Annotated in this window: 13 protein-coding genes; 10 read left to right on the forward strand and 3 right to left on the reverse strand. The window is 58.6% G+C overall.

The features are described from left to right. Window positions 1-251: 251 nt before the first annotated feature. The 3 genes from AC5S3R_RS20260 to tadA are packed head-to-tail and all read left to right on the forward strand — an operon-like array spanning window position 252 to window position 2,724. Window positions 252-1,193 (forward strand): carbon-nitrogen hydrolase, encoded by a 942-nt coding sequence (locus AC5S3R_RS20260; protein WP_494269014.1) that lies wholly within the window; start codon window positions 252-254, stop codon window positions 1,191-1,193. A 2-nt stretch (window positions 1,194-1,195) separates the two neighbouring features. Next, window positions 1,196-2,278, forward strand: a complete 1,083-nt coding sequence (locus tag AC5S3R_RS20265) for an agmatine deiminase family protein (protein WP_494269015.1) — start codon at window positions 1,196-1,198, stop codon at window positions 2,276-2,278. Further along, window positions 2,275-2,724 (forward strand): tRNA adenosine(34) deaminase TadA, encoded by a 450-nt coding sequence (tadA, locus tag AC5S3R_RS20270; RefSeq protein ID WP_494269016.1) that lies wholly within the window; start codon window positions 2,275-2,277, stop codon window positions 2,722-2,724. Before AC5S3R_RS20265 ends, tadA begins: the two co-directional genes overlap by 4 nt. A gap of 164 nt (window positions 2,725-2,888) precedes the next feature. Here the strand turns inward: tadA and AC5S3R_RS20275 are convergent, their stop codons facing one another. Continuing rightward, on the reverse strand, window positions 2,889-3,698 hold the full coding sequence (locus tag AC5S3R_RS20275) for a hypothetical protein (protein WP_494269017.1): 810 nt from the start codon (window positions 3,696-3,698) through the stop codon (window positions 2,889-2,891). 71 nt (window positions 3,699-3,769) lie between these two features. Beyond that, on the reverse strand, window positions 3,770-4,255 hold the full coding sequence (locus AC5S3R_RS20280) for a cupin domain-containing protein (RefSeq protein ID WP_494269018.1): 486 nt from the start codon (window positions 4,253-4,255) through the stop codon (window positions 3,770-3,772). A gap of 64 nt (window positions 4,256-4,319) precedes the next feature. Between AC5S3R_RS20280 and AC5S3R_RS20285 the strand changes: the two genes are divergently transcribed. The 7 genes from AC5S3R_RS20285 (at window position 4,320) to AC5S3R_RS20315 (ending at window position 12,590) form a co-directional block, all read left to right on the forward strand. After that, window positions 4,320-4,577, forward strand: coding sequence for a glutaredoxin family protein (locus AC5S3R_RS20285; protein WP_494269019.1), 258 nt, complete (start codon window positions 4,320-4,322; stop codon window positions 4,575-4,577). Window positions 4,578-4,722: 145 nt separating this feature from the next. Further along, on the forward strand, window positions 4,723-6,033 hold the full coding sequence (gene purB / locus AC5S3R_RS20290) for an adenylosuccinate lyase (protein WP_494269020.1): 1,311 nt from the start codon (window positions 4,723-4,725) through the stop codon (window positions 6,031-6,033). A gap of 8 nt (window positions 6,034-6,041) precedes the next feature. Then, window positions 6,042-6,632 carry a UbiX family flavin prenyltransferase gene (locus AC5S3R_RS20295; RefSeq protein WP_494269021.1) on the forward strand — a complete coding sequence of 197 codons (591 nt, stop codon included), beginning with the start codon at window positions 6,042-6,044 and terminating at the stop codon, window positions 6,630-6,632. Window positions 6,633-7,127: 495 nt separating this feature from the next. Then, a complete protein-coding gene (locus AC5S3R_RS20300) occupies window positions 7,128-8,480 on the forward strand; it encodes a homocysteine synthase (protein WP_494269022.1) in 1,353 nt (450 codons plus the stop codon). A gap of 8 nt (window positions 8,481-8,488) precedes the next feature. Beyond that, the gene (metX, locus tag AC5S3R_RS20305) at window positions 8,489-9,685 is read left to right on the forward strand and encodes a homoserine O-acetyltransferase MetX (RefSeq protein ID WP_494269023.1); all 1,197 of its coding nucleotides are present in this window, start codon (window positions 8,489-8,491) and stop codon (window positions 9,683-9,685) included. Between the two features lie 497 nt (window positions 9,686-10,182). Further along, window positions 10,183-11,508: a hypothetical protein gene (locus AC5S3R_RS20310; RefSeq protein ID WP_494269024.1), complete on the forward strand. Its 1,326-nt coding sequence runs from the start codon at window positions 10,183-10,185 to the stop codon at window positions 11,506-11,508. A gap of 143 nt (window positions 11,509-11,651) precedes the next feature. Next, on the forward strand, window positions 11,652-12,590 hold the full coding sequence (locus AC5S3R_RS20315; RefSeq protein ID WP_494269025.1) for a hypothetical protein: 939 nt from the start codon (window positions 11,652-11,654) through the stop codon (window positions 12,588-12,590). A 12-nt stretch (window positions 12,591-12,602) separates the two neighbouring features. Here AC5S3R_RS20315 and AC5S3R_RS20320 read toward each other — a convergent pair whose 3' ends face one another. Beyond that, window positions 12,603-13,400 (reverse strand): TIGR00282 family metallophosphoesterase, encoded by a 798-nt coding sequence (locus tag AC5S3R_RS20320; RefSeq protein WP_494269027.1) that lies wholly within the window; start codon window positions 13,398-13,400, stop codon window positions 12,603-12,605. Between the last annotated feature and the right edge of the window lie 102 nt (window positions 13,401-13,502).

Below are 13,502 nucleotides of genomic sequence, written 5' to 3' on the forward strand. Positions count from 1 at the left end.
GGAGTGCAAAAGATTTTGAGCGCGGTGAGGGAATGGCTTTGGCTGATGAAAAAGCAGGTGGTGTGTGAACGCCGCGTAAAATTTCGTCCTGACTGTGCCGAAGATGCAGAATGCGATAAACTCAAGCGGTAACGTTTGTTTTCCAAAATGGCTTTTGAGCCAGCCAGAGAGTGCATGTTCAGGCACGCAATCAGCAGAGGCCAATTCCGCGCGGCGGGGTTGGCCTTGCTTATGAACGGGAAGAAAATCGGATGACTACTGCGCGCAAATACAAAGTCGGCCTTGTGCAGATGAGCATGGGCCCGGACCCGGCGGTGAATCTTGCCGCCGCGGAAGAACGCATTCGCACTGCTGCCGGAAAGGGCGCCGGCATTGTCTGTTTGCCGGAGCTGTTCCAGGCACAATATTTCTGCCAGCGTGAAGACCTGCGGCTGTTTGATTTGGCAGAGCCGATTCCTGGGCCTGCGACGCAGCGGCTGGGCAAGCTGGCGGCGGAGCTGCGCGTGACGGTGATTGCTTCGTTGTTTGAGCGGAGGGCTCCGGGGCTTTATCACAACACGGCTGTGACGCTGAATCCGGCGGGTGAGATTTCGAGCGTGTACCGGAAGATGCACATTCCGGATGATCCGCTTTATTACGAGAAGTATTACTTTACGCCGGGCGATCTGGGCTTCCAGGCTTTTGACACGCAGGTGGGACGCGTGGGCACGCTTGTTTGCTGGGACCAGTGGTATCCCGAGGGCGCGCGGTTGACGGCGCTGCAAGGGGCTGAGGTGCTGTTTTACCCGACGGCGATTGGATGGCATCCGGCGGAGAAGGATGAGTTTGGCGCGGCACAATATGATGCGTGGCAGACGATTCAGCGGGCGCATGCGATTGCGAACGGCGTGTACGTTGCCGGCGTGAATCGCGTGGGTAAGGAAAATGGCGATGTGCTGGGGAATCGCGTAGAGGGAGACGGCCTTGAGTTCTGGGGCGGCAGCTTCCTTGCTGATCCGTTTGGGCGCATCGTGGCGAAGGCTTCGCATACGGACGAAGAGGTCCTGGTTGCGGAGATCAATCCGGCGCTGATGGAAGAGACGCGGCGGAACTGGCCGTTTTTGCGCGACCGGCGGATTGATGCTTACTCGTCGATTACGAAGCGCTTTCTGGACCCTGTGCGTGCATGGGCGCCGGATGGAGATGCGAAGTAGCGATGACCGACGCTTTGCAAAAGACTCCGCGGCAACTGGGCTATCGCATGCCTGCCGAATGGGAACAGCACGAGGCAACGTGGCTGGCGTGGCCGCATAATCCGGAAGACTGGCCGGGGAAGTTTCAGGCGATTCCGTGGCTGTATGCCGAGATTGTGCGGCTGCTGGCGCGGAATGAGGTGGTGCAGCTGCTGGTGCAGGATGCGATTGCCGAAGGCCGCGTGAAGAGCATGCTGGAGCGCGATGGCGCGAATCTTGCAAATGTGAACTTTCACCGCTGGCCGACGAATCGTGTGTGGACGCGGGATTCGGGGCCGATTTTTGTTCGCAATGCCAAGGGGCAGACGGCGATTACCAACTGGCACTTTAATGCGTGGGCAAAGTATGACGACTGGGAGCTTGATGACAAGCTGCCGGGGCACGCGGCGAAGCTGCTGAAAGCTTCGGCGTGGGAGCCTGTGTCGGGCAAGAAGCGGCTGGTGCTTGAGGGTGGATCGATTGATACGAATGGGCAGGGAGTTTTGCTGACTACGGAGGAGTGCTTGCTGAGTGAAGTGCAGCAGCGGAATCCGGGAGTGAGCCGCGAGGGAATTGAGCGCGCGTTCTCTGACTATCTTGGGATAGATAAAGTTCTTTGGCTTGGGCGCGGCATTGCTGGCGATGACACGCACGGGCACGTGGACGACATTACGCGCTTTGTTGCTGCTGACACGATTGTGACGGCGGTGGAGCCGGATACGAGCGACTACAACCATGAGCCGTTGGCGGAGAATTTGCAGAGGCTGAAGTCGGCGCGCACGTTGGATGGCAAGCAATTCAATATTGTGGAGCTGCCGCTGCCTAAGCCTGTGGTGTTTCGTGGGCAGAGGTTGCCGGCTAGCTATGCGAATTTCTATATTGCGAATGGCGTGGTGCTGATGCCTACGTTTCATGATCCGAATGACCGCGTGGCGCTGAATATCCTGGCGGAGGTGTTTCCGGGGCGCGAGGTGATTGGGATTCATGCGGTGGATTTGGTGTGGGGGTTGGGTACGTTGCATTGCATGACGCAGCAGCAGCCGGCGGCCTTACCATCAAAAGCATGATTTCTGACCGCGAAGCTATGGACGCTGCGCTTGCGGAGGCTCGGCTTGCTGCTGAAGGCGGCGAGGTTCCGATTGGCGCGGTGGTTGTGCATGAGGGCGTGATTGTGGCGCGCGGGCAGAATCGCGTGCTGCGGGATAACGACCCTACGGCCCATGCGGAGGTTGTGGCTTTGCGGGCGGCAGCGGCGGCAGTGGGGAATTACCGGCTGCTGGGTTGCACGCTTTATGCCACGTTGGAGCCTTGCGCGATGTGTGCCGGCGCGATGATTCATGCGCGATTGGAGCGGGTGGTGTTTGGGGCGGCTGATCCGAAGGCTGGGGCTGCGGGGTCGGTGCTTTCCGTTTTGAATCACGAGAAGCTGAATCACCAGATGCTGGTGGAGCAGGGGATTGGGGCGGCAGAATCGGCGGAGATGTTGCGGAGTTTTTTTCGAGAGCGGCGGTGATGGGGGCAAGCGCAAAAGCATGCCTCAGGGGCTAAAGCCTGTACCCTTCCAAACCATTCGTCGGATACTCTCTAAAGCCCCGTGCCTTTTGTGCATCTGGCCAGAATTGCGGAGATAAATGGAAAAGGCCCACCTTGGCGGTGGGCCTTTTTGCTGCGTTGCAGTTATTGCGTGACTTGAATGGAACGCGTGAGGCGGAAGGTCAGCAGTGTTTCTACGGGGAGAACAATCTGCTTGTTTCCGGTGAAGGCGGAACCGGCTGTGCCAGCGCCGCCACCAGCGAGTCCGCCGATGAGTGCGCCCTTGCCGCCGCCGGCGATGCCGCCGATGATGGCTCCGAGACCTGCTCCGCCGCCGCCCATGATGGCGGTGCGCTTGCCCTTGCCCTGGATGACGCGGTCAACCGAGCTGGTGGCGATGGGGCGGCTTCCGTTGACGGTTTGAACACGCTGCAGGGTGATGCTGAGGCGCGCTTCGCCCTTGATTTTGCCGAGGGCGGTGGCGTCCGTTACGGTGCCTGAGGCCTGCGAACGGGCGGCGATGACGGTTGTGCCCCTTACGATGACCGGCTTGATGACCGTTGCCGTGAACGACTGGCCCGGCTGGCTGATTTTGGAGCCTAGAGCCTGGTCAAGCCGTACGGTCAACTGCGTTCCCGCGGGAATGGTGAGGGTGACGGGCTGCGGCGGTGGCGGCGGAGTTACAGGCGCCGGGGCAGGCGCTGGAGCGGCTGCGGCTGGTGCAGGGGCCGGAGCTGAAGCTGCGGGAGCCGGTGCTGGTGCGGCGGGTGCAGTCTGCGGAGCAGGAGCTGCGGGCGCTGGCTGGCTCTGGTCCGGTGCGGGAGTGGCTGCCGGGGGCTGCGTTTGCGCCTGTTGCGGAGGAGGTGGGGTGGTGTTGCTTTTGCATCCGCCTAGCGAGAGAGCGGTGGCCAGGGTCAGAGCGGCGAGTGGAACCAACTTGCGATTAACGTGCATCGTGTCTGCTCCTTGATTGCCCATATGTGAGGGCAATTCAGTAGTTTGCATGTAGCTGTTGAGGTGCTTCTTTAACTTCTTGTGAGGGCCCGGATGCGTTCGGATTCCGACGGCCATTTTTCTGCCAGCTCAGCATAGCTTGCTCCGGTGTAGTCCGCAAAGTCAAAGCCTGGGCTGACGGTGCAGCCCAGAAGGGCGACTTTGCTGCCGGGGAGCAAGCGGGTGCCTTGCCAGACTCCAGCGGGGACGGTGAGCTGGAGTTGGTGGCCTTTGGCGAGGTCGGAGCCGAGGAGGATGGTTTTTGTGCTGCCGTCGGGGTGGAGCTGGAGCATTTCTACCGGGTCGCCGAGGTAGAAGTGGAAGACTTCGTCGGAAGTGAGGGCGTGCATTTCGGAGAAGGTACCGGGTTCGAGCAGGTAGTAGATGGCGGTGCCGACGGCGCGGGTTCCGGCTGGGGTTTCCACTGTGGCGGTGGATTTGTAGGTCTGGCGGAACCAGCCGCCTTCGACGGGATGGGGAGCAAGTTGCAGGAGTGTCTTGATTTCGTCCGGTGTCATCTGTGACCGTTCTCCTTGACATGGCCCTGTTGCCATGTTGCTTTCCAAGGTTACAATTCCGTGTATGAAAGTTGAAGTTTACTCCGCTGCATGGTGCCGCGACTGCCGCTCGGCCAAGGAATTTCTGGATACTCACGGTGTGGAATATACCGAGATTAACGTGGAAGAGAAGCCTGAAGCGTTTGATGAAGTGATGCGGCATGTGGGCAAGCGGGCGATTCCGCAGATGGTGATTGATGGCGAGTGGTGGCAGCCGTATGCGCCGGGGCGCGGGTTGCTGTATGACGAGCTGTATCAGCGGCTCGGGATTCCTCGCGGTTAAGTTTCGCGGCGCGGCTGCGCTGTTTGCTGATTCCCATACAATGAAGAGTTGGCCCTTCGCACTTTGCGGCTGTGGGCAAGGTGGAAGACTGCCTTGCCGGGCTTGTTTTGCGCTGATACTACTTTTTTAGCTGAGGAGTTCTCCCTTGATTGATCGCTATACGCGGCCCGCGATGGGCAATATCTGGACGGAAGAAAGCAAGTACCGCTTCTGGTTGAAGGTTGAGTCGGCGGCCTCGGCTGTGCTGGCGGAGGATGGCGTGATTCCCGCTGCGGCGGCGAAGGCGATTGAAGAGAAGTCTACGTTTACGGTGGAGCGGATTCGCGAGATTGAGGCTGAGGTTAAGCACGACATTATTGCGTTTACGACGACGGTTGCGGAGAGCCTGAAGGCGCAGGGGCTGGATGCGGAGTCGCGGTGGCTGCACTATGGGCTCACGTCGAATGACGTGGTGGATACGGCCCAGGCGCTGCAGGTGAAGGAAGCTTCGGCGAAGATTCGCGAGGGGATTGAGGCTCTGCTTGTTGTGTTGAAGCGCCGGGCGGTTGAGTTCAAGCACACGCCTACGATTGGGCGCACGCACGGGATTCATGCGGAGCCTACGACGTTTGGGCTGAAGTTTTTGAACTGGTTTGCGGAAGTGCAGCGCGATTTGGCCAGGTTTGATGCGGCTGCGGAAGATATGCGCGTGGGTAAGTTGTCGGGCGCGGTGGGGACGTTTGGGCATTTGAAGCCGGAGCATGAGGAGCGTATTTGCGCTTTGCTGGGATTGAAGGCGGCGCCGGTGGCTACGCAGGTGATTCAGCGCGACCGTCATGCGGGGTATATTTCGGCGTTGGCGATTCTGGGCTCGACGCTGGACAAGATTGCGGTTGAGGTGAGGCATTTGCAGCGGACGGAGGTTCGCGAGGCGCAGGAGTACTTCAGCGAGAAGCAGAAGGGCTCGTCGGCGATGCCGCATAAGAAGAATCCGATTATTTCGGAGCAGATTTCGGGGCTGGCGCGGGTGCTGCGGAGCAATGCGCAGGCGGCGTTTGAGAATGTGGCGCTGTGGCATGAGCGGGATATCTCGCATAGCTCGGTGGAGCGCGTGATTTTTCCGGATTCTACGATTCTGGCGGACTATCTGCTGGCGAAGACTACGGATTTGCTGGACCGGCTGCTGGTGTATCCGGAGCGGATGAAGAAGAACTTGGAGTCTACGGGTGGGTTGATCTTCTCGGGACAGCTTTTGCTGGATTTGGCTGAGGCGGGGATGATGCGCGAGGATGCTTACCGGCTGGTGCAGAGCCATGCGATGCGGGCATGGAAGGAAGATTTGATCTTTCGCGATGAGGTTGCTAAGGACCCGAAGATTACTGTGCTGCTTTCGCCTGAGAAGCTCGAAAAGACATTTGATTACACGCGGCAGCTTGGGAATGTGGATGCGATTTTTGAGCGGGTGCTGGGCGAGTAGCTGCTTGTATGGAAATCACCGTTGCGATTACCGGAGCTTCTGGCGCTGTTTTTGGGCGGGAGTTGTTGCGGGCGCTTGAGGCGGATGAGCGCGTTAGCCGCGTGCATTTTGTGGCTTCGGAGAATTCGCTGCGGGTGATTGGGGAAGAGCTTGGCATCTCCGGGCGAAATGAGCTGGTGGAGAAGCTGCTTGGTTTCGCGCCGAAGAAGACTGTCTCGCATGGGGATGCGAATATTGGGGCGGCGATTGCCAGCGGGAGCCATCCTTCCGCCGGAATGATTGTGCTGCCGTGCTCGATGGGCACGCTGGCGGCGATTGCGAATGGGCTTGCCAATTCGCTGATTGCGCGGGCGGCGGATGTGACGCTGAAGGAGCGGCGACCGCTGGTGCTTTGCGTGCGGGAGACGCCGTTCAACCGGATTCATCTGCGGAATATGACGCTGGCTGCAGAGGCGGGGGCGGTGATTTTTCCGGTGATTCCTTCGTTTTATAACAAGCCTGTGGATTCGGATGAGATGGCGCGGCAGTTTGTCTGGCGCGTGCTGGCGCATGTTGGGCTGCCGCAGGCGGGGGCGTATGTTTGGGGAACTGACGAGTAATGGTGGTTATCCCAGGTCCGAACACGCGGACCTGGGCCACCCGATTTTGTGGCGGATTGGGAGGGAAAAGCAAAAGCAGATCCTTCCCTCCTTCTCCACCCCAGCGGGCAAAAATCGCTCGCTGGGGACCCCGGTGAAAAACGGCTATGGTCAGGATGACACATCTGCTTTTGTGGTAGCCCAGATTCCTGACAGCATGGACCTGAGGCGCGCAGGTTTGCGATTGACATGGGGCGGCCTGCCGTAGATACTTCCATCCATGCGCTTTGCTTTTGAGTTGATTGCGGCGGTTTCCACCATGTACATGTGTCTGTGCATGAGGATAGGACCTGTCCGCCTGGCTCCTGAGATGCGAATGCGGTAAGCGCAGACGAATCGGAAGAAGTGAAGCGGCCCGGTCCTCAGGTAGGATGCGGGCCTTTTGGTTTCTAACGATCCCCACGACCCCGGTACTAAAAAATCGCCAACAGAAGATTGCATAGAGGAGTCAGTTTCATGTCGGAAGAGAAACGCCAGTTAGCTACCCTTGCTGTTCACGCCGGGCAGACGCCTGATCCTGCTACCGGTTCGCGCGCCGTGCCGATTTACCAGACCACTTCGTACCTGTTTCAGGATGCCGACCACGCGGGGCGGCTGTTTGCGCTGAAAGAGTTTGGCAACATCTATACGCGCATCATGAATCCGACGACGGATGTGTTTGAGAAGCGCGTTGCGGCGCTCGAAGGCGGCGTGGCGGGGCTGGCGACTTCTTCGGGGCAGGCGGCGGAGACGCTGGTGATTACAACGCTGGCGGCTGCGGGCGATGAGATTGTTTCTACAACTTCGCTGTATGGCGGCACGTACAACCTCTTTCACTACACGCTGCCTCGGCTTGGCATCACTGTGAAGTTTGTGGATGCGGATGACTTTGACGGGCTGAAGGCGGCGATTAACGAGAAGACGCGCGCGGTTTATACGGAGACGCTGGGGAATCCGAAGCTCGATGTTGTCGATATTGAGCGGATTGCTTCGATTGCGCATGAGGCGGGTGTGCCGCTGGTGATTGATAACACTTCGGTGTCGGCGGCGCTGGTGCGGCCGATTGAGCATGGCGCGGATATTGTTGTGAACTCGGCCACGAAGTTTCTGGGCGGGCACGGCACGACGATTGGCGGCGTGATTGTGGATGCGGGCAAGTTTAACTGGGCGAATGGGCGGTTTAAGGAGTTTACGGAGCCTGATCCTTCGTATCACGGGTTGAACTACACGGAGGCTTTTGGTCCGCTGGCGTTTATTTTGAAGGCGCGTGTGCAGGGGCTTCGCGATACAGGCGCGGCGCTGTCGCCGTTTAACTCGTTCCTGTTGCTGCAGGGGATTGAGACGCTGCACCTGCGGCTGGAACGGCACTCGCAGAATGCTTTGGCGGTAGCGAAGCACCTGGAGGCGCATCCGGGTGTGGAGTGGGTGAATTATCCGGGGCTGGAGTCGAGCCAGTATTACGAGCGCTCGAAGAAGTATCTGCCGGATGGCCAGGGGGCTCTGGTGACATTTGGTATTAAGGGTGGGTATGAGGCAGGGAAGAAGCTGATTGATGCGCTGGAGCTGTTCTCGCTGGTGGCGAATATTGGCGATGCGAAGTCGCTGGTGATTCATCCGGCTTCTACGACGCATCAGCAACTGAGCGTGGAAGAGCAGGCGGGGACGGGAGTTACCCCGGAGCTGGTTCGGTTGTCGGTGGGGATTGAGGATATTCGCGATATCATCGCCGATTTGGACCGGGCGATTGAGGCGGCGAATGGGCACGTGCCAAGTTCCGTAACAGCAACAGCGGGTTCAGCATCTTCTACGGAAACTGTTTCTGCGAGATAATAAAAGGAATGGCCGATAGGAAACAGGGCGCCGTGAAGGGCGCGCAGCCTGAATTATCCACGGACGAGTCCTCGCCTGTGGTCGCGGAGAAGGTGGAGAAGTCTTCTGCCGCGAAGGCGCGCACGCCTACGCCGGTGCCCACCTACGAGGGCGATTATGTGTTGCCCGAGAACCTGCTGTTGGAGTGCGGGCGCGCTCTGTCCGGCGTTACGCTGCACTATGCGGTATATGGCCGGCTGAATGCGAAGCGCGACAACGCGGTGCTGGTGTGCCATGCACTTTCTGGTTCGGCGCTTGTGGGCGAGTGGTGGCCAGAGGTCTTTGGGCCGGGCGCGGTTTTGTCGCTGGAGCATGACTTTGTTATCTGCGTGAATCTACTGGGATCGTGTTATGGCTCCACGGGGCCGTCGTCGGTGAATCCTGAAACCGGCGAGCCCTATGGAGCTGATTTTCCTCTCGTCTCGATTCGCGATAATGTTCACGCACAGTCCAAACTTCTTCAATCCCTCGGCATCCGCAAACTTCGCCTGGTTATGGGCGGCTCGATGGGCGGCATGCAGGCCCTTGAGTGGACCATCCTCTTTCCTGAAAAAGTTGAACGCGCGCTGGTGATTGGCGTGGCCCCGCTGGGTGCGATGGGGCTGGCGTTGAACCACCTGCAGCGCGATGCGATTCGCAAAGATCCCGATTGGCTGAATGGCAACTATCCGCCGCAAAAGCCGCCACGGAGCGGGCTTTCACTGGCGCGACAGATTGCGATGCTTAGTTATAAGTCCGGGCCGCTGTTTGATGAGCGCTATGGGCGTAATCCCAACCGCAACGGGGAAAACCCGTGGGGGCTGGATGACTTTGGCGGTGGGCTGATTGGCGGGCGGTTTGATATTGCCGGCTATCTTGACGAGCAGGGCAGGCGCTTTGTGGAGCGCTTCGAGGCGAACTCGTATCTTGCGATTTTGCGCACGATGGATACGTGGGACCCGCTGCGCGGGGGGAACTCCTCGGAAGAGACATTTGGCAAGATTCAAGCGCAGCTGACGTTCATCGGTATAAGTACGGACTGGCTTTTTCCGGCGGCGGATGTGAAGCGCTTTGCGGAGACGATTCGCCGGGCGGGCGTTGCCGTGGATTATCGCGAGATGGTCAGCGACCACGGGCATGATGCGTTTCTTGCGGAGCAGACGGATTTGGTGCGGTTGCTGCAGTAAGACAGGGTGCGGAGTATTAGGGTTCAGGGTTTTAGATAAACAGCAAAAACTATAAACACAAAAGCTGTAGATACACCTTGCCCATGTACGATGAGACTGCGTATGAGTGGGCACACGGTCTTTGTATAGCTTTTGTCCTTTATCTAAAACCCTGAACTCTATACCCCGCACCCGTGCTCTTTTTTACCTGCCATTTAACGTGTGTTGCCGATTTGAGCATCCAAAATAGTTGTGAGGAACACTTTTTCTTTTCCCGGTGTCTAAGCCGGTATAAGCCCGCTCCAGGTGGGCATGTGCAGGTTGTGGCAGAACAGAAAATGAGTTGCTTGCGAGATTCGCTTGTCAGGTCGGGCGAGGATTTTTATAATCCTTCCAACACCGCAATGGAAGCCGTGGAACTTCCCCGGTCCTCAACCGCGGGCAGCAGACGGTAGTCTTTTGGATGAGCGTGTGCTTGCAGAATTAATTCCTACTAAGGTATTTCCCAGGAGCACTGAATGAAGAAGTTTCTCTTTGCGTCCGCAACGGCGTTCGCCGGACTCAGTTTCGTGTCGGCGCCTGCGCTTCGTGCACAAGACATCCAGATCAAGGATCCAGCCGAGTACGCCGCTTACTCAAGCGCTGCTGGACAGAGCGACCCCAAGGCTAAAGCCGCGGCCGAGGAGAGCTTTCTTAAGACCTATCCTCAGACGGTTGTGAAGCAGATTGTGCTGAATGACCTGTTGACCACCTATGCAAATCTGCAGGACCAGGATGACGCCCTCAATGCCGCCAGCCGCCTGCTGCAGGTGGACCCCGACAACATGCGGGCCGTTTACATCTCCGTCATCATCAAGAAGGGCCAGTGCGCCAAGTCCCAGGACGCACAGACCTGCGATGACGCCGCCGCGCTTGCGCAGAAGGGGCTTACCCTTGCCAAGCCTGCCGCCACCAGCGATGCTGACTGGACTACGCAGACCAAGAGCGCCTATCCCCTTTATCACTCGACCATTGCGCTCGATGCCACGGTGAAGAAGGATTACAAGACCGCGCAGAGCGAATATGTCTCCGAGCTCAAGCTTTACAGCGATCAGGAAAGCCAGACCGCCGGCCTGAATGACACGCTGCTGTTGGCACAGGCTTATTCCGTACCCGGTTCCGCGCAGGATCTGAAGAGCGCCATCTGGTTCTTCGCCCGTACATGGAACTTTGCTCCGGCGAACTACAAGGCCCAGATTGAGCCCAAGCTGGAGTACTACTACAAGAAGTTCCACGGCAGCCTGGACGGCCTGGATGCCATCAAGCAACAGTCCGCTTCCGCGGTTTTCCCGCCGGACAGCTTTGCTATCACTGCAGCCAAGAGCCCGGCAGAGCAGATTCATGATCTGGTTGCCTCCACGTCGGACCTGAACACGCTGGCGCTTGAAGACAAGGAGACCGTCCTTGCCCTCGGCACGCAGGAAGATGCGGACAAGATGTGGGCTGTTCTGAAGGACAAGACCACGGGCATTCCCGCAACGGTGATTGAGGTTACGGCCAGCCAGATTAAGGTTGCCGTTACGCAGGACGCCAAGGCCTCGAACGTTGCCGACTTTGTGGTGAACCTGAAGAAGCCGCTGACGGATGCCGAGATTGCGCAGTATGCCAAGGGCTTTGAATTCAAGGCTCCTCCGGCTGCGGAACTTGCCGGCACGTTTGACAGCTACACCAAGGTGCCTGCCACAGACACCACGGCGGCGAGCGCGCAGATCATCATGCGCGACGGCGAAGTGGTTCCGGCGGAAGCGAAGAAGGCTGCTCCGGCTCGCAAGCCTTCTCCGGCGCACCGTCCGCACGGCAAGTAAGACAACTCTGCTTCTGGAAACAACAAAGGGCAGCCCTTGTGGCTGCCCTTTGCCATTGGTGCCGAACTTTTTGGGTATGGGGCCACGGCTGGATGAGCGAGGCTTCTTTGAACTTGCGGGGCGGCTCCGGTAGTCTATCTACAATGGTGCGCCACGGGATACTTTCGCTTATTCTGGTCTTCGCTTCCGGCTTCCGCATTGCTGCGCAAACGCCTGTTCCTTCGACAGATATTTCCAGGCAGCACGTGGTTCCGTCTACTGAGCCGTTGAAGGAGCGCGAGGAGCGCGGGTTTCCCGGGCTTGGTGCGCACGCGCCGTTTTCTCTGGACACCTCTTCTTCGTCGCATGTCGTGGAAATCCGGCCGGAGTCCGTGATCTCGGAGCAGGATAAGTTGCTTGAGGCGAATGCGGAGTCTACGATCCGAGAGCGTGCGGCGATACAGGCGCTCGATTTGTCGAGCGGACAGTGGAATTACAGCCAGGTGGCTTGCCGGAGCTTTCCGCGACATCTTTTCCTGCGCTATAACCGCAATAATGGCGCGGGGGATGAGAGTGCGTTTACGGTTTCCATTCCCCGTTATGGAGATGGCAAGACCCGTTTCATTCCGCTGCTGCGCAGGGGATATTCGCTATGGTCTCCTACGCCGGTGAGTGCGATTACGGTTGGTGCGTTTAACCACATTTTGCAGGAAGAGCGCTCGGATCTTGCGCCGGATACCAAACCGGACTGGAGTTCGATGGCTGTTTGTTACGCTGCGCTTGCCGGCACGGGCGGGCCAGATGCGGAGTCCGTTGAACTGGCGCGGCCGCCGATGCTTCATATTGCGTACAGCGGAGAGGCCAGTGTGGATTTCATTACTGGGAATCGGCACATGGTTCTGTGGACGATGGTCTTTGACCGCAAGGGCATTTTGAAAAAGGCCACGCGGCGGCGAATCGGGGATGAAGAGGCTCGGATTGTAGAGCGGACTGTGCTGAGCAACGCTCGGAACCTTGGCGGGATGCAGAACCTTCCTGGAAATTCCATACCGCCAGTGGTATTGGCAACGCCGAGGGCTGTGTCGCCGACATTTCCGAAATAACGGTAGCTTCTTTTATTCGCCTAGCATGATGCGCTGAATTTTTGAGGCGCGGCCTGTTGCTGCGTCGCAGGTAATGAGTGCGCCGCAGAGCTTGGGGTTGGCTTTGGCGGCTTCAAACTTGCCAGACATGCCGGTGAGGAAGCGGTTCAGCACTAAATCCTTATCTACGCCGATGACGCTGTCGTAGGGGCCGCTCATGCCTACGTCGGTCTGGTAGGCGGTGCCGTGGTGCAGGATGCGCTCGTCTGCCGTGGGAATGTGCGTGTGCGTGCCGAGGACAGCGGTAACGCGACCGTCGAGGTGCCAGCCCATCGCGACTTTTTCGCTTGTGGCTTCGGCGTGGAAGTCCACGAGGATAACCTTGGCGGTGATTCCTTTGAGCAGGTCGTCGATGGCTTCAAAGGGGTCGTTGGTGCCGTTCATGAAGACGCGGCCCATGAGGTTGATGACGGCGTAGGAGATGCCGTTGTACGTTACGCCTTCATAGACGCCGAAGCCGGGCAGCTTGCGCTGCAGGTTGGCGGGGCGCAGGACGCGGCGGCCATTGGAACTGGCGTCTTTGGCGCCCTCGTTGAGGTAGTCGATGAGCTCGCGCTTGTCCCAGACGTGGTTGCCGGTGGTGAGCACGTCCGCGCCGAGGTCGAAGAGGTCTTCTGCGATGGCCGGAGTTACGCCGAAGCCGCCGGCGGCGTTTTCCGCGTTGATGACGGTGAGGTCCACGGCGTAGGTTTCACGCAGGTGGTCGATGTGCTCGGCGACGATCTTGCGTCCCGCGCTGCCAAAGATGTCGCCGATGAAGAGAATGTTCAAGTACAACTCCTAGCTATTAGCTTTTAGCTCTTAGCTTGTTTGTGCAAGTGCGAAGAGCTGTGCTCATGTGCGCTTTGCAATGCTTGTTTTCGCCCGAAAGTT

Source organism: Occallatibacter sp. FHG110214_02, assembly GCF_059115385.1.